The following is a 15132-nucleotide window of genomic DNA, read 5'->3' as shown; positions in this document are numbered from 1 at the left end:
TGCCGCGTACTCAGGGGGTTAGAGGTTTCATAAACCGAACGCCTCCTTTATCATCACTGGTCTACTTTCAGGCAACTGCCAAGACGGAATACATGTATCAACCTGTCGCGCTATTTATCGGCCTGCGCTATATGCGCGGGCGAGCATCGGATCGCTTTGGTCGCTTCGTTTCCTGGCTCTCCACTATCGGCATCACGCTCGGCGTGCTGGCCCTGGTCACTGTGCTGTCGGTGATGAACGGCTTTGAACGCGAGCTGGAGGGCAATATCCTTGGGCTGATGCCGCAGGCGCTGATCACCAGCGACAAAGGCAGCATTAACCCGCAGCAGCAGCCCGCCGACAGCCTTAAGCTGGCGGGCGTCAGCCGCATGGCGCCGCTCACGACCGCCGACGTGGTATTGCAGAGCGCGCATAACGTGTCGGTCGGCGTGATGCTCGGCATTCAGCCCGATCAAAAAGATCCCCTTACGCCGTTTCTGGTCAATACGCCGCAGAGCGTGCTGCAGTCGGGCCAGTATAACGTCATCCTCGGCGAGCAGTTGGCGGCGCAGCTTGGCGTCAAACGCGGCGACGAGCTGCGTCTGATGGTGCCATCGGTTAGCCAGTTTACCCCGATGGGACGCGTGCCGAGCCAGCGGCTGTTCACCGTTGCAGGCACCTACGCGGCTAACAGCGAAGTGGACGGCTACCAGATCCTGGTCAACCAGCAGGACGCCTCGCGCCTGATGCGCTATCCGGCGGGCAACGTCACCGGCTGGCGGCTGTGGCTGGATAAGCCGCTTCAGGTGGATGCCCTGAGCCAGCAGTCGCTGCCTGCCGGGCTGGTGTGGAAAGACTGGCGCGAACGCAAAGGCGACCTGTTCCAGGCGGTGCGCATGGAGAAAAATATGATGGGGCTGCTGCTTAGCCTGATCGTCGCTGTCGCCGCCTTTAATATCATTACGTCGCTGGGCCTGCTGATCATGGAGAAGCAGGGCGAGGTGGCTATTCTGCAAACCCAGGGGCTGACGCGCCGTCAGATTGTCGCGGTCTTTATGGTGCAGGGTGCCAGCGCCGGGATTATCGGCGCGCTGCTCGGCACGCTGCTGGGCGTGCTGCTGGCCAGCCAGCTTAATAATCTGATGCCGGTTATCGGCCTGTTTCTGGATGGCGCGGCGCTGCCGGTCGACATCAATCTCTGGCAGGTGGTGACCATCGCCGTGACGGCAATGGTTGTCGCGCTGCTGTCGACGCTCTATCCCTCCTGGCGCGCCGCCGCCGTTCAACCCGCTGAGGCTTTACGTTATGAGTAACACCCCTTTGTTGCAGTGCCGCGAGCTGTGCAAGCGCTATCAGGAAGGCAGCGTGCAGACTGATGTGCTGCGTAACGTCACCTTTAGCCTGCAGCCCGGCGAACTGGTGGCGATTGTCGGCAGCTCCGGCTCCGGCAAAAGTACGCTGCTGCATCTGCTGGGCGGCCTGGACGCGCCGACCTCCGGCGATGTGGTATTTGACGGCCAGTCGCTGAACGCCATGTCCTCTTCCGCCAAAGCGGCGCTGCGCAACCGCGAGCTGGGCTTTATCTACCAGTTCCACCACCTGCTGCCCGACTTTAACGCGCTGGAGAATGTGGCGATGCCGCTGCTGATCGGCAAGACCGGCAAAGCGGAAGCGCAGCAGCGCGCGCGTGAGATGCTGGCGGCGGTGGGGCTGGAGAAGCGTGCGCATCATCGTCCGTCAGAGCTGTCGGGCGGCGAGCGCCAGCGCGTCTCTATCGCCCGCGCGCTGGTGAACCGTCCGCGCCTGGTGATGGCGGATGAGCCAACCGGCAACCTCGACGCGCGCAACGCCGACGCTATTTTTGAACTGCTGGGCGAGCTGAATGTCCGTCAGGGCACCGCCTTTCTGGTGGTGACGCACGATCTCCATCTGGCGAAACGCCTGTCGCGTCAGATGGAGATGCGCGACGGTCAGTTAAGCGAGCAGGTGACCTTAGCAGGAGCGCTCTGATGGGTTCGTCGTTATCCCTGTTGTTAGGGCTGCGCTTTAGCCGCGGCCGCCGCGGCGGCGGTATGGTGTCGCTGATTTCCATTATCTCGACGCTGGGCATCGCGCTGGGCGTGGCAGTATTGATCATCGGCCTGAGCGCCATGAACGGTTTTGAACGCGAGCTGAATAACCGCATTCTGGCAGTGGTGCCACACGGCGAGATCGAGGCGGTGAATCAGCCGTTCCGCAACTGGCAATCGCTAATCGCGCCGGTAGAACAGGTGCCCGGCATCGCCGCCGCTGCGCCCTATGTTAACTTCACCGGCCTGATCGAGAGCGGCGCAAAGCTGCAGGCGCTGCAGGTTAAAGGCGTTGATCCGGCGCAGGAACCGCGCCTCAGCGCGCTGCCCCAGTTTGTCGAAGGGGATGGCTGGTCAACTTTCGCCGCAGGCAAGCAGCAGATTATTTTAGGCGGCGGCATTGCGCGCGCGCTTAACGTGAAGCAGGGCAGCTGGATCACCATCATGATCCCTAATAATGATGGCGGCACGAAGCTGCTGCAGCCGAAGCGTATTCGTCTGCAGGTGAGCGGTATTCTGCAACTGAGCGGCATGCTCGACCACAGTCTGGCGCTGGTGCCGCTGGCGGACGCGCAAAACTATCTTGATATGGGTGACAGTGTCACGGGTATCGCCCTGAAGATGCGCGACCCGTTCCAGGCGGTAAAGCTGGTGCGCGATGCGGGCGAGGCGACGCACGCTTACGTCTATATTCGCAGCTGGATTGGCACCTTTGGCTATATGTATCGCGATATTCAGATGATCCGCGCCATTATGTATCTGGCGATGGTGCTGGTGATTGGCGTAGCCTGTTTTAATATCGTCTCGACGCTGGTCATGGCGGTAAAAGACAAAAGCAGCGATATTGCGGTGCTGCGCACGCTGGGCGCGAAAGATGGTCTAATCCGCGCGATTTTTATCTGGTACGGCTTGCTGGCAGGGCTGCTCGGCAGCGTCAGCGGCGTGGTTATCGGCGTGCTGGTGGCGCTCAATCTCACTACCTTAGTGCGCGGGCTGGAATCGCTGACCGGCCATCATTTACTGGCGGGCGATATCTACTTTATCGATTTTCTGCCTTCAGAGCTGCACTGGCTGGACGTTTTCTCCGTATTGCTGACGGCCATTGTGCTTAGCCTGCTGGCGAGCTGGTACCCGGCGCGACGCGCCAGCCGCATCGATCCGGCGCGCGTGCTGAGCGGCCAGTAGCAGGGCGGAAACGGCGGCATTGCGCTGTCATATGCGGCCGCTACACTTGAGATTTTCTGGCGGCGACCCGACGTCGCCCACAAGGAGTTTTTATGCGCACACCGCGTCGACGCTTGCGGCTCGCCCGTTATAAGAAGAACCGCCGTAAGGTGCACCAGCGTTTTCGCCAGCGTATTTTTGAGCGCGATCGTCAGGTGGAGCTGGCGGCTCATCCGCAGCCGTTTGTGGTGGTGCTGACCGGCGCGGGCATCTCGGCCGAGTCGGGCATCCAGACCTTTCGCGCCGCCGACGGCCTGTGGGAAGAGCATCGCGTTGAAGATGTAGCGACGCCGGAGGGCTACCGCCGCGATCCCGAACTGGTGCAGCGTTTCTACAATGCGCGCCGTCGTTCACTGCAGTCGAGCGAGATCCAGCCTAACACCGCGCACAAGGCGCTGGCCGAGCTGGAGCAGGTGCTGGGCGACAACTTTTTGCTGGTGACGCAGAATATCGACAACCTGCACGAGCGGGCCGGCAACAGTCGCGTGCTGCATATGCATGGCGAACTGCTGAAGGCGCGCTGCACCAGCAGCGGGCAGGTGATTTCATGGAGCGAGGATCTCACGACCGACGATCGCTGCACCTGCTGTCAGTTTCCTGCGCCGCTGCGCCCGCATGTGGTGTGGTTCGGTGAAATGCCCATCGGCATGGAGGAAATTTATCACGCGCTGGAGAAGGCGGATCTTTTTATCGCCATCGGCACGTCCGGGCACGTCTATCCGGCGGCGGGCTTTGTGCATGAAGCCAGACTGCAGGGCGCCCATACCGTGGAGCTGAATCTGGAGCCGAGCCAGGTCGGCAACGAGTTTGCCGAGCGTCACTACGGGCTGGCAAGCGAAGTGGTGCCGCACTTTGTCGATGGCTTCTTACGCAGTCTTTATAAGTAACCGTCTGTTTTACAGACGGCTTAGCGGTTAAGACACGGGTATAAAAAAGGCGGCCAGGCCGCCTTTTTTTAACGTCCCGCCTTTAACTTCTGGAACAGCGTCTCATACAGTACGCTGGCGTCGCCGACGTCATTCTGCCATTCGCCGTTCTTAATGATGTCAGCTGAAGGATAGAGCGACGGATCTTCCGCTACCGCTTTCGGCAGCAGCGCCTTCGCGGCCAGGTTCGGCGTCGGGTAGCCGATGGTTTCCGCGACTTTCGCTGCCACGTCGGGACGCAGCAGGAAGTTGATCAGCTTCAGCGCGCCCGCCTTGTTTTTCGCGTTAGCCGGTATCGCCAGGTTATCCATCCAGAAAATCCCGCCCTCTTTTGGCCAGACCACCTCAAGCGGCGTGCCCGCCTGACGCGCCACATAGGCGGAACCGTTCCAGATCATGCCGAGATTCACTTCGCCTTCCATAAAGGGATTGCCGGGATTATCAGAGTTAAAGGCGAGCACGTTCGGCATCAGCTTCTTCAGCTCTTCATAGGCGGCGTTGATCTCTTTCGGATCGCGGGTATTGCCCGACAGGCCCAGCTTGCGCAGCGCCATCTGGAACACTTCGCGCGCGTCGTCGGTCAGCAGCAGGCTCTGCTTATACTCCGGCTTCCACAGATCCGCCCAGCTCTGCACCGACTTCGCGTCTACCGCGTCGGTATTGACACCAATCGCCGTCGCGCCCCAGATATAGGGAATCGAATAGTCGTTACTGGGATCGAACGGCTTATTCAGCAGGTTCGGATCGAGGTTTTTGAAGTTGCTCAGCTGCGTCTTGTCGATCTTTTGCAGCATGCCTTCATTGCGCATTTTCGCCACAAAGTAGGTTGAAGGCACCACCAGATCGTAGGCGCCATCTTTCCAGGTCTTCAGCTTGGCATACATGCTCTCATTGGACTCATAGGTAGAGTAAATCACCTTGATGCCGGTCTCTTTAGTGAACTGCTCCAGCAGCCCCGGCGGTACATATTCGGTCCAGTTGTAGAAGTAGAGCGTTTTGCTGTCGTCAGCCTGCGCGCCCTGCATGCCAAGCGCCAGCGCCCCAGCCGCCAGCCAGTGAGACCATTTCTTCATTATCCAATCCTCTGTTTGGTTTTATCACGGAGCAACAGCTGACTGACGCCGACCAGCAGCAGCGACAGCAGCAGCAAAATTGTCGCCAGCGCATTCACCTCCGGCGAGACGCCGACTTTTACCATCGAATAGATCTTCAGCGGCAGGATCTCGAACGTTGGGCCGGTCACAAAGGAGGAGACCACCACATCGTCCATCGACAGGGTAAAGCTCAGCAGCCAGCCTGCCGCCACCGCTGGCATCGCCAGCGGCAGAATGATTTTACGCAAGATTGTGGTTTCGCTGGCGCCCAAATCCTTCGCCGCCTCCAGCATCCGCACGTCAAAGCCTTTCAGCCGGGAATAGACGGTGATCACCACAAAGGGCAGGCAGAAGGTGATATGCGAAAAGAGCAGCGACCAGAAGCCGAGCGAAATGCCCAGCAGCATAAACAGCACCAGCAGAGAGATCGCCATAACAATATCCGGCGACATCATCACCACGAACAGCATGCCGCTGACGAAGGGTTTGCCGCGAAAGCGGTAGCGGTAGAGCGCCACGGCGGTGAGCGAGCCGATCAGCGTCGCGCAGCTGGCGGAGAGCACGCCCATCATCAGCGAATGTTGCGCCGCCTGGATCAGGCTGTCGTTATTCACCAGCAGGCTGTACCACTGGGTGCTGAATCCCTGCCAGTTAATGCCGAAGCGCGACGCGTTAAACGAGTTCACGATCAGGATCGCGATGGGGATATAAAACCAGGCGTAAATCGCGGCCATAAAGCCGCCGCGTAGCAGGCGTGCGATCATTCCAGCTCCACCTTTTTATTCAGCAGGCGCGCGGCGCGCCAGTAAAACAGCAGCATCAGGCCCATCAGCAGCGTCATTACGATGCTGGTCGCCGCGCCGAACGGCCAGTCGCGGATATTCAGGAACTGGCTCTTGATGACGTTGCCGATCAGCAGGTTCTTCGCGCCGCCCATCAGATCCGCCACGTAGAAAAGGCCCATCGCCGGAATCAGCACCAGCAGACAGCCCGCGACAATGCCCGGCATCGTCAGCGGCAGGATAATGCGGAAAAAAGTCTGCGCTTTGCTGGCGCCGAGGTCGCGCGCCGCTTCCAGACAGGCGCGATCCAGCTTCTCCAGGCTGGAGTAGAGCGGCAGCACCATAAAGGGCAGCAGAATGTAGATCAGGCCGAGGATCACCGCCTGAGGCGTATACATAATGCGAAACGGCGTCTCAATTACGCCGAGCCACAGCAGAAAGTCGTTCAGCCAGCCGCGCGTGCTGAGAAAGATTTTCAGCCCGTAAATACGGATCAGCGAGTTGGTCCAGAAGGGCACAATCAGCAGAAACAGCATCAGCGGGCGCAGGCGCGCCGACAGCTTCGTCAGGCACCAGGCGAAGGGATAGCCCAGCAGCAGGCAGCAGAGCGTGGCGATAACCGCCATATTGAGCGAGTGCAGCAGCACTTCGCCATAAAGCGGATCGAGCAGCCGCGTATAGTTGCTGAGGGTGAACGCCATGCGAACGAAGTGCGCATCGTCGCGCGTCAGAAAGCTGGTGATAAAGATCATCAGGTTCGGCAGCAGCACGAACAGCGCCAGCCAGCCGACGATCAGCGCCGTCACGCCTTTCTGGAAACGGTTACGCATCAGCTTCATAGGGCAGTACCACCTCCCAGCTGGGAACCCAGTTCACCGCCATTTTTTGATTGAGGGAGTGATCGAAGTCGGGATCGTCCTCGTTAAAGAATTCGCTGACCGTCACCAGCTTGCCGTTTTCCAGCTCGACGGTAGATTCCAGCGTCATACCTTTATAGTTGCGCTCGCGTACGTAGCCAGTCAGGCCCTCTATCGCCTGGTCGCTGTGCACCTCCTCGACGCGCAGATCTTCCGGACGCAGCAGAACATGCAGGCGATCGCCAGCGCTGACTGGGAAGGCGCAGTGAATATCGCACTCGCGGCCCTCGACGCGGGCGCGCACGCGTGGCGCAGCGCTGGCGTCGATAACGTCGGCGTCAAACACGTTGATCTCGCCGATAAAGCGCGCTACGAACAGGTTTTTCGGCTCTTCGTAGATTTCGCGCGGCGTGCCGTCCTGCTCAATCTTGCCGTCGCGCATCACCACGATACGGTCTGACATGGTCAGCGCCTCTTCCTGATCGTGCGTGACGAATACAAAGGTGATGCCGAGCTTGCGCTGCAGCGCTTTCAGCTCGTTCTGCATCTGCCTGCGCAGCTTGTAATCGAGCGCGGAGAGCGACTCGTCAAGCAGCAGCACTTTGGGGCGATTCACTACCGCGCGCGCAATGGCGACGCGCTGCTGCTGACCGCCAGAGAGCTGGTGCGGGCGACGATCGGCGAAGCTTTCCAGCTGCACCATCGCCAGCGCCTCGCTGACGCGCGCGGCGATCTCCGCATTTGGCGTTTTCTGCATGCGCAGGCCGAAGGCGACGTTTTCAAAAACGGACATATGCGGGAAGAGCGCGTAGCTCTGAAACACCGTGTTGACGTGGCGATGTTCGGCGGGGGTGTCGGTGATGTCGATGTTGTCCAGCACCACGCGGCCGCTGTCGACCTCTTCAAGCCCGGCAATCAGGCGCAGGATAGTGGTTTTGCCGCAGCCCGACGGACCGAGCAGGGTAATAAATTCGCCGTGGTCGATGGTCAGGTTAAAGTCGCTGATAATGGACTTGCCGTCGAAAGCTTTACTGATGCCAGAAAGCGTAACCAGCGCCTGCTGCGCGCGTGTTTGCGTCATTTTAGTCACTCAGTCGGTAATAAGGTCGAACAGGTTACAGCATAGCCGCTTACGTCGGCCAGCCAGCGAGAGGGCGCGATGATACCTGAAAAATGCGGCAATGCCATGTTTTGGCGGTGAAAAGAGGCGAATGCGCGTTTATAAACTTCCTCTGACGACAGATGTTAAGCGCGGCGGTAAAAGATCTTTCTGCAAATGCTCAACGCAGGTTAACCTGTCAGTTAATGATATGACGCAACATGCGTCGGACGCGGCTGTTGATAATAATAGTCGGCTTCTTTTGAAGGATGGCATATGGATCAGTTACTTGAACGGTTTTTGAGTTATGTGGCGGTAGAGACGCAGGCAAAACCGCAGGCGCGTCAGGTGCCCAGCAGCGAAGGGCAGTGGACGCTGGCGCGCAAGCTGCAGGAAGAGCTGATTGCGCTTGGTTTTATTGACGTATCGCTTAGCGATCACTGCTGCGTAATGGGCACGCTGCCCGCTAACGTCGACTGGCCGACGCCGGTGATCGGCTTTATCTCGCATATGGACACCTCGCCCGACTTTACGGCGAAGAACGTAAACCCGCAGATTATCGAAAACTACCGCGGCGGCGATATCGCGCTCGGTATGGGTGAAGAAGTGCTGTCGCCGGTGATGTTTCCGGTGCTGCATAAGCTGACTGGCCATACCTTAATCACCACCGACGGCAAAACGCTGCTCGGCGCTGACGATAAGGCAGGCATCGCCGAGATCATGACGGCGATGGCGCGTCTCGCCAAAGGGGATATTCCTCACGGCGCTATCCGCGTCGCCTTTACCCCGGATGAAGAGATCGGCCGCGGCACTTCCCATTTCGACGTCGAAGGTTTTGCCGCCGACTGGGCCTATACCATCGACGGCAGCGATCTGGGCGAATTTGAATATGAGAACTTTAACGCCGCGTCCGCGATGGTAAAGATTGTCGGCAATAACGTGCATCCCGGCTCGGCGAAAGGTGTGATGGTGAACGCGCTGGATGTGGCGACGGCGTTTCATGCCGAAGTGCCGGCAAAAGAGCGTCCGCAGTTTACCGAAGGCTACGAAGGTTTTTATCATCTGCATCAGATGAAGGGGACGGTAGAGCACGCCGAGCTGCAGTACATTATCCGCGATTTCGACACCGACTCTTTCGAGCAGCGCAAGCAGGTACTGACGGCAATTGCTGAACGCATCAACGCCGGGCTGCATAAAGACTGCTCTGTAACGGTGGAGATCAGCAACAGCTATCGCAATATGCGCGAGAAGGTCGAGCCGCATCCGCATATTATCGAGCTGGCGCTGCAGGCGATGCGCGACTGCGGCATTGAGCCGAAGGTCAAGCCGATTCGCGGCGGCACCGATGGTTCTGCGCTCTCATGGAAAGGGCTGCCCTGTCCAAACATCTTTACCGGCGGCTATAACTACCACGGCAAGCACGAGTTCGCTTCGCTCAATATTATGGCGCAGGCGGTAGATGTGATCGTGCGGCTGGCGGAACTGGCCGCAGAGAAAAAGGCATAAAAAACGCCTCCGTCAGGAGGCGTGTTGCTGGCGCGGGTGGCGTTGCTTTTCGGCTCACGCTACCCGCGCTTTCACGTCTGAGCCGCTGCGGGTGATTACTCGGCGTCGCCGAAGTACCAGTAACCGGCGTTCACCAGCGCCGCGATCTGCGCCAGCAGCGACGGGTCATCCAGCGCCTCGCCGAAATCCTCCAGGCTCAGCGTCTGACGGCGCGCCAGCGCCTTCAGCACCTCTGGCTGCGAACACTCAACGCGCTCGCCGTTGACGAAAACCGCATCGCCAATCGTCAGCACGCGCAGGCCGCCAAGACGCGTCAGCGTATCGCCCTGCTGCAGCGCATCGTAAACCTCATCGGGCTGATAGGGCGGCTCCGGCGGCGCGACGTCCAGTTCGTGACGCGACTGGGAGATAAACTCGCCGAACCAGTTAGCAAAGTGCTCCGGCTGGTCGATAACGTCGAGCATTACCTTGCGAATGCCCTCAATCTCCTGCGGCAGGATCTGCGACGGACAGTCGCGTGCCGGCACCTCAGGATCGCTGTAGCGGTAGCTGCCCAGCTCGCGTGCCAGCACATAATCGGCGAAGCCGCTGATCAGCTCGCGGCCGTTGGGCGCGCGGAAGCCGACAGAGTAGTTAATGGCGTTCTCCAGCGAATAGCCTTCGTGCGGGAATCCCGGTGGAATATAAAGAATATCGCCCGGCTCCATCTCTTCATCAATGATGGCGTCGAAAGGCTCAACCTGCAGCAAATCGGGGTGCGGGCAGTGCTGTTTCATCGGCACTTTCTCGCCAACGCGCCAGCGACGACGACCGGTGCCCTGAATAATGAAGACGTCATACTGATCGAAATGCGGGCCAACGCCGCCGCCCGGTACGGCAAAGGAGATCATCAGATCGTCGATGCGCCAGTCCGGCAAAAAGCGGAAGGGACGCATCAGCGCTGCGGAAGGCTCATGCCAGTGGTTTACCGCCTGCACCAGCAGCGACCAGTTGTTTTCGCCCAGGTGATCGTAGCTCTCGAAGGGACCATGGCTGACCTGCCATTTACCGTCGTTATGGCTGACCAGGCGGCTGTCCACCTCATTTTCCATCGCCAGCCCGGCCAGCTCGTCAGGAGAAATGGGGTCGATAAAGTTTTTAAAACCGCGCTTGAGCAGCACCGGGCGTTTTTGCCAGTAGCGCTGAATAAAGTCGGGCCAGTTAAGATCGAGCTGATAATCCATAGAGTAGTTCCACACAGGGCTGTAAATGCAGGCAAGTATAACAGCCTGCGCGCCTTTCTACTCGCGGCGATGTTCGACTTCCTGACGTCTGAAGATCACTTCCATGCGCGCGCCGCCCAGCGCGCTGGAGGTGGCGATAATCTGGCCCTCATACTGTTCCAGAATATCGAGCGCCACCGCCAGGCCCAGACCCTGGCCAGGGCGCAGCGTATCGGCGCGCTGGCCGCGTACGAACACCAGGTCACGCTTGCTTTCAGGAATGCCGGGGCCGTCGTCGTCGATAAACATATGCAGCGTCTGATCGGTCTGCCGCACGCTCACTTCGATAAACTCCAGACAATATTTACAGGCGTTGTCCAGCACGTTGCCCAGCACTTCCATAAAGTCGTTTTTATCGCCGATAAAGGTCACTTCCGGCGAGACGTCCAGCGTAATCTCAACCCCTTTGAGCTGATAAACCTTGTTGAGCGCCGAACAGAGGCTGTCGAGCAGCACTGACACCGGATGCAGGTCGCGCAGCAGCGGATTGTGATCCGCGTGCATGCTGGCGCGGTGCAGGTAGTAGCCGATCTGCTGCGAAATACGGCTGATCTGCTCCAGCATCACCGGCTCAGCCTGCTCGATGGTGATATCCTTGCCGTTACGTAGCGAACGCAGCGTGCTTTGCAGCACCGCCAGCGGCGTTTTCAGGCTGTGCGTCAGATCGGAAAGGGTAGTGCGGTAGCGGGTATAGCGCTGGCGCTCGTTGCTCAGCAGCAGGTTCAGGTTGCGCACCAGGCTGCGCAGCTCCTGCGGCGGCGAATCCTCCAGGTTTTCACGCTGGCTGGTTTCCAGCTCCCGAACCTGCGTAGCGAGATGTCCAATCGGGCGCAGGCTCCAGTGCGCCGCCAGCCACAGCAGCGGGATCACCAGAATAAGGTTAGCGGCCAGCACGTAGCTGAACCATGACCAGACCACGTCGGAGTGTTGTAGCTCCTGCGGAATAGAGTCCACCACCACAATGGTCAACGCCGGCAGGTTGGTGGTGGCGTCATAGCGGTTGACCGCGACGGAGTGGGTAAAGGTGTCGTTGTTATTGTTATCAATGGCGTGCAGCCGCTTCTGCGCCGAGAGATCGTTGCCTATCGCCATCGCGCTGGTGCGGTTACTGGTGTCAATTTCGTAAAAGTCGGGCTTCAGCAGCCACTCATGGCGGATTTTGGCGCGAATTTCCGGCACGTCACGCTGCTGCCACAGCAGCTTGCCGTGTTCATCGTAAATAAATACCAGCGTCGGAAAGTTGAGCGTCATCCGCTCCGGCTGGGCGATAGTGAGGCGGTTATTTTGCCACTGCGCCAGCGTAAAGAAGAGGTTGCTTTCGCCGCGCATCACGCGATAGGTGTTCTTGTCGAAGCTCACCACATAGCCGATCACGGCCACCATGCCGTAAGACAGGGAGAGAAACAGCACAATAGCTGAACATGCCAGTAAAAAGCGGGCGCGTAGCGAAAGCGGACGATAACGTTGGAACCAGCGCATCAGAGATCGAAGCGGTATCCCTGACCGCGTACGGTAGTAATCACCTCATCCGCATGCAGCGCCTGAATTTTTTTACGCAGTCGACCCATCAGCACATCAATAGTATGGCTTTCGCGCAGTTCCGCATCGGGATAGAGCTGCAGCATCAGGGAGTCTTTGCTCACTACTTTACCCGCGTTGCGGATCAGCGTTTCGACGATGGTGTATTCAAAAGCGGTCAGCTTCACCGGCTGCTCATTGATAGTCAGCTCGCGGCGCGAGAGATCGACCTGAAACGGCGCCATGTCGATAATTTGCGAAGCGTGTCCGCTGTTGCGGCGCATCAGCGCCTGCAGGCGCGCAGCCACTTCTTCAATATGGAAAGGTTTGGTGACGTAGTCATCGGCGCCAGCCTCCAGCGCTTCAACTTTGGCCTGCCAGCCTTCGCGCGCGGTCAGCACCAGAATCGGCTGCCGCACCGACTGACTGCGCCAGCGGCGGATCAGCGACATGCCATCTTCATCCGGCAGGCCAAGATCGACCAGCGCGATATCCGGCAAATGCTCCTGTAAAAAATAGTCAGCTTCCTTTGCGTCCTCTGCTGCGTCTACCTGATGGCCCATTTCACGCAGTTGAACTGCAAGATGATGGCGCAGCAGAGCATTATCTTCCACAACCAAAACACGCATGGCTTTTCCTTACTCTCAGAGCATTTAAGTTAGGATAAAGTATACGCAAAAACATTTAAACAACAGCTTAACGCAGGCGGGACTGGCCCGCCTGCGTCCGCGCTTATTTCAGGTCGTCGACCATCTGGATGGCGCGGCCCAAATAATTAGCTGGCGTCATCTGTTTAAGGCGCGCTTTTTCCTCTTCCGGCAGCGCAAGGCTGTCGATAAAGGCCTGCATGCCGGCCGCGTCGACGCGCTTGCCGCGCGTCAGCTCTTTCAGCTTCTCGTACGGCTTTTCGATGCCGTAGCGGCGCATCACGGTCTGAATCGGCTCAGCCAGCACTTCCCAGTTATGATCCAGCTCGTCCAGCAGACGCTCGCGGTTCACTTCCAGCTTGGAAATGCCTTTCAGCGTCGCCTGATAGGCGATCAGCGCGTAGCCGACGCCGACGCCGAGGTTGCGCAGCACCGTGGAGTCGGTGAGGTCGCGCTGCCAGCGTGAGACCGGCAGCTTGCTCGCCAGGTGCTGCATTACCGCATTCGCCAGGCCCAGGTTGCCCTCGGAGTTTTCGAAATCGATCGGGTTGACCTTGTGCGGCATAGTGGAAGAGCCAATTTCGCCCGCAATGGTTTTTTGTTTGAAGTGGTTAAGCGCCACGTAGCCCCAGATATCGCGATCGAAGTCGATCAGGATGGTGTTGAAGCGCGCCATGCAGTCAAACAGCTCGGCGATATAGTCGTGCGGCTCGATCTGAGTGGTGTAGGGGTTCCAGGTAATGCCCAGCGAGGTGACGAACTGCTCGCTCAGCTGGTGCCAGTCTACTTCCGGATAGGCGGCGATGTGCGCGTTGTAGTTGCCTACCGCGCCGTTGATCTTGCCCAGGATCTCAATCTTACTCAGCTGGCGCTGCTGACGCTCCATACGGTAAGCGACGTTCGCCATCTCTTTGCCCATGGTAGAAGGCGTGGCTGGCTGGCCGTGGGTGCGCGACAGCAGTGGAATATCACGGTACTCGTGTGCCAGACGCTTAACCGCGTCGATGATCTGCTGCCAGTAGGGCAGGATCACGTCGCGCCGCGCGCTTTCCAGCATCAGCGCATGCGACAGATTGTTGATGTCTTCAGAGGTACAGGCGAAGTGGATAAACTCTGACACCGCGTGCAGCGCCGGCACGCTCTCGACTTTCTCTTTCAGGAAATATTCGACCGCTTTTACGTCGTGGTTGGTGGTGCGCTCAATAGTTTTAATGCGCGCCGCGTCCTCTTCGTTGAAATTAGCCACGATTGCGTCGAGGAAAGCGTTTGCGTCGGCGTCAAATGCAGGAACTTCCTTGATCTCTGCGGTGGCCGCCAGTTTTTGTAACCAGCGTACTTCAACCTCAACGCGGAACTTCAGCAAACCGTATTCGCTGAAAATGGCGCGCAGCGGGCTGACTTTATCGCCGTAACGACCATCGACAGGTGAGACGGCGGTCAGAGAGGATAATTCCATCAGTGCAACTCCTGAATCGTTTACAGTGTGGGCTTACCGGCTTAATAAGCCGGAGAGAGCCGGGATAAAATGGTTTTTGCCTCGCCCAGCAGACGCTGGCGTGAAAACATCAGCTGAAAGCGACCGCCGCCGACCTGCTGCCACAATACGGCGGCGCGAATGCCCGCCAGCAGAGTCGCGCGTACGCGACTCTGCAACAGCGGGTTTTGCAAGACGGCGGGCGAGCCGGTGACCTGAATGCGCGGGCCAAGCGGGCTGATAACATCGACGTAGATGCCGGCCATGGCGCTGGTGATGGTTTCTGAACCGAGTTCGTAGTGCGCCAGCTGGCGATCGAGCTGGCCGATGCGCTGCGCCAGGGTAGCCAGCGCCGTTTTATTGCCGCTCAGCTTGCGCTCCAGCACCATCATGCTCAGCGTATAGCGCGTCAGTTCCGCGCCCATGCCCTGACGACTGCTGCTGTTGAGCACCGCCATCAGCGTTTCCAGGCCAAGGCGCAGGTTAGCTTCGTCATTGCCGAACACCGCCAGCGTCGAGCCGGGATTTAAATCAATCACGCTGCGCAAGGAGACGTTGAGCGCTTCCGGCTGGCACTGCCCCTGATGCGCCAGCTGCTGAACCAGATGCGCGGCCTGACAAATGCCCGCCAGCGCCAGCGTGATGTCGTAATAATTTTTAGCCACGGTTACTCCTGTCTACGCGTCAGCAAAGCC

At 58.9% G+C, this 15132-nt stretch carries 14 protein-coding genes; 5 read left to right on the top strand and 9 right to left on the bottom strand.

Annotated features, from left to right (window positions below; translation table 11 throughout):
* Positions 1-92: 92 nt before the first annotated feature.
* From lolC to cobB, 4 genes are all read left to right on the top strand, one after another.
* The gene (gene lolC, locus MHZ89_RS02405) at positions 93-1292 is read left to right on the top strand and encodes a lipoprotein-releasing ABC transporter permease subunit LolC (protein ID WP_311781705.1); all 1200 of its coding nucleotides are present in this window, start codon (positions 93-95) and stop codon (positions 1290-1292) included.
* Positions 1285-1989: a lipoprotein-releasing ABC transporter ATP-binding protein LolD gene (gene lolD / locus MHZ89_RS02400; protein ID WP_126688729.1), complete on the top strand. Its 705-nt coding sequence runs from the start codon at positions 1285-1287 to the stop codon at positions 1987-1989. The genes lolC and lolD overlap by 8 nt, the downstream gene beginning before the upstream one ends.
* The gene (lolE, locus tag MHZ89_RS02395; RefSeq protein ID WP_311781704.1) at positions 1989-3233 is read left to right on the top strand and encodes a lipoprotein-releasing ABC transporter permease subunit LolE; all 1245 of its coding nucleotides are present in this window, start codon (positions 1989-1991) and stop codon (positions 3231-3233) included. Before lolD ends, lolE begins: the two co-directional genes overlap by 1 nt.
* A 92-nt stretch (positions 3234-3325) precedes the next feature.
* Entirely contained in the window at positions 3326-4159 is an 834-nt protein-coding gene (gene cobB, locus MHZ89_RS02390) for a Sir2 family NAD+-dependent deacetylase (RefSeq protein WP_269949163.1), read from the top strand.
* 68 nt (positions 4160-4227) lie between these two features.
* Here the strand turns inward: cobB and potD are convergent, their stop codons facing one another.
* The 4 genes from potD to potA are packed head-to-tail and all read right to left on the bottom strand — an operon-like array spanning position 4228 to position 8012.
* A complete protein-coding gene (gene potD / locus MHZ89_RS02385; RefSeq protein ID WP_269949162.1) occupies positions 4228-5271 on the bottom strand; it encodes a spermidine/putrescine ABC transporter substrate-binding protein PotD in 1044 nt (347 codons plus the stop codon).
* Positions 5271-6056 (bottom strand): spermidine/putrescine ABC transporter permease PotC, encoded by a 786-nt coding sequence (gene potC, locus MHZ89_RS02380; RefSeq protein WP_120452102.1) that lies wholly within the window; start codon positions 6054-6056, stop codon positions 5271-5273. Before potC ends, potD begins: the two co-directional genes overlap by 1 nt.
* Complete coding sequence (gene potB, locus MHZ89_RS02375) at positions 6053-6913, bottom strand: spermidine/putrescine ABC transporter permease PotB (protein WP_409373194.1); 861 nt, start codon at positions 6911-6913, stop codon at positions 6053-6055. Before potB ends, potC begins: the two co-directional genes overlap by 4 nt.
* Positions 6897-8012 carry a spermidine/putrescine ABC transporter ATP-binding protein PotA gene (potA, locus tag MHZ89_RS02370; protein ID WP_311781703.1) on the bottom strand — a complete coding sequence of 372 codons (1116 nt, stop codon included), beginning with the start codon at positions 8010-8012 and terminating at the stop codon, positions 6897-6899. The genes potB and potA overlap by 17 nt, the downstream gene beginning before the upstream one ends.
* Before the next feature lie 294 nt (positions 8013-8306).
* On the opposite strand from potA, the gene pepT reads away from it, so the two are divergent.
* Positions 8307-9536 carry a peptidase T gene (pepT, locus tag MHZ89_RS02365; RefSeq protein ID WP_311781702.1) on the top strand — a complete coding sequence of 410 codons (1230 nt, stop codon included), beginning with the start codon at positions 8307-8309 and terminating at the stop codon, positions 9534-9536.
* Between the two features lie 95 nt (positions 9537-9631).
* Here the strand turns inward: pepT and MHZ89_RS02360 are convergent, their stop codons facing one another.
* The 5 genes from MHZ89_RS02360 to hflD form a co-directional block, all read right to left on the bottom strand.
* Positions 9632-10759: a cupin domain-containing protein gene (locus MHZ89_RS02360; RefSeq protein ID WP_120452109.1), complete on the bottom strand. Its 1128-nt coding sequence runs from the start codon at positions 10757-10759 to the stop codon at positions 9632-9634.
* A gap of 57 nt (positions 10760-10816) precedes the next feature.
* Complete coding sequence (gene phoQ / locus MHZ89_RS02355) at positions 10817-12277, bottom strand: two-component system sensor histidine kinase PhoQ (RefSeq protein ID WP_311781701.1); 1461 nt, start codon at positions 12275-12277, stop codon at positions 10817-10819.
* Complete coding sequence (gene phoP / locus MHZ89_RS02350) at positions 12277-12945, bottom strand: two-component system response regulator PhoP (RefSeq protein WP_271152076.1); 669 nt, start codon at positions 12943-12945, stop codon at positions 12277-12279. The genes phoQ and phoP overlap by 1 nt, the downstream gene beginning before the upstream one ends.
* Positions 12946-13048: 103 nt before the next feature.
* Positions 13049-14419 carry an adenylosuccinate lyase gene (gene purB, locus MHZ89_RS02345; protein WP_120452115.1) on the bottom strand — a complete coding sequence of 457 codons (1371 nt, stop codon included), beginning with the start codon at positions 14417-14419 and terminating at the stop codon, positions 13049-13051.
* 41 nt (positions 14420-14460) lie between these two features.
* Complete coding sequence (gene hflD, locus MHZ89_RS02340; protein WP_120452117.1) at positions 14461-15102, bottom strand: high frequency lysogenization protein HflD; 642 nt, start codon at positions 15100-15102, stop codon at positions 14461-14463.
* Positions 15103-15132: the final 30 nt, after the last annotated feature.

This window comes from Pantoea sp. ACRSB (assembly GCF_022346905.1).
GTDB lineage: Bacteria > Pseudomonadota > Gammaproteobacteria > Enterobacterales > Enterobacteriaceae > Pantoea > Pantoea piersonii.
The sequence above is the reverse complement of the archived record's forward strand: the minus strand, read 5'-3'. Positions and strand labels throughout refer to the sequence as shown.

Bases quoted from the DNA above. Each gene is read 5' to 3' on its own strand.
- cobB (WP_269949163.1), top strand. From the start codon at position 3,326: ATGCGCACACCGCGTCGACGCTTGCGGCTCGCCCGTTATAAGAAGAAC.
- potB (WP_409373194.1), bottom strand. From the start codon at position 6,913: ATGAAGCTGATGCGTAACCGTTTCCAGAAAGGCGTGACGGCGCTGATC.
- phoP (WP_271152076.1), bottom strand. From the start codon at position 12,945: ATGCGTGTTTTGGTTGTGGAAGATAATGCTCTGCTGCGCCATCATCTT.
- lolE (WP_311781704.1), top strand. From the start codon at position 1,989: ATGGGTTCGTCGTTATCCCTGTTGTTAGGGCTGCGCTTTAGCCGCGGC.
- pepT (WP_311781702.1), top strand. From the start codon at position 8,307: ATGGATCAGTTACTTGAACGGTTTTTGAGTTATGTGGCGGTAGAGACG.
- potA (WP_311781703.1), bottom strand. From the start codon at position 8,012: ATGACGCAAACACGCGCGCAGCAGGCGCTGGTTACGCTTTCTGGCATC.
- lolC (WP_311781705.1), top strand. From the start codon at position 93: ATGTATCAACCTGTCGCGCTATTTATCGGCCTGCGCTATATGCGCGGG.
- potC (WP_120452102.1), bottom strand. From the start codon at position 6,056: ATGATCGCACGCCTGCTACGCGGCGGCTTTATGGCCGCGATTTACGCC.
- purB (WP_120452115.1), bottom strand. From the start codon at position 14,419: ATGGAATTATCCTCTCTGACCGCCGTCTCACCTGTCGATGGTCGTTAC.
- MHZ89_RS02360 (WP_120452109.1), bottom strand. From the start codon at position 10,759: ATGGATTATCAGCTCGATCTTAACTGGCCCGACTTTATTCAGCGCTAC.
- phoQ (WP_311781701.1), bottom strand. From the start codon at position 12,277: ATGCGCTGGTTCCAACGTTATCGTCCGCTTTCGCTACGCGCCCGCTTT.
- potD (WP_269949162.1), bottom strand. From the start codon at position 5,271: ATGAAGAAATGGTCTCACTGGCTGGCGGCTGGGGCGCTGGCGCTTGGC.
- lolD (WP_126688729.1), top strand. From the start codon at position 1,285: ATGAGTAACACCCCTTTGTTGCAGTGCCGCGAGCTGTGCAAGCGCTAT.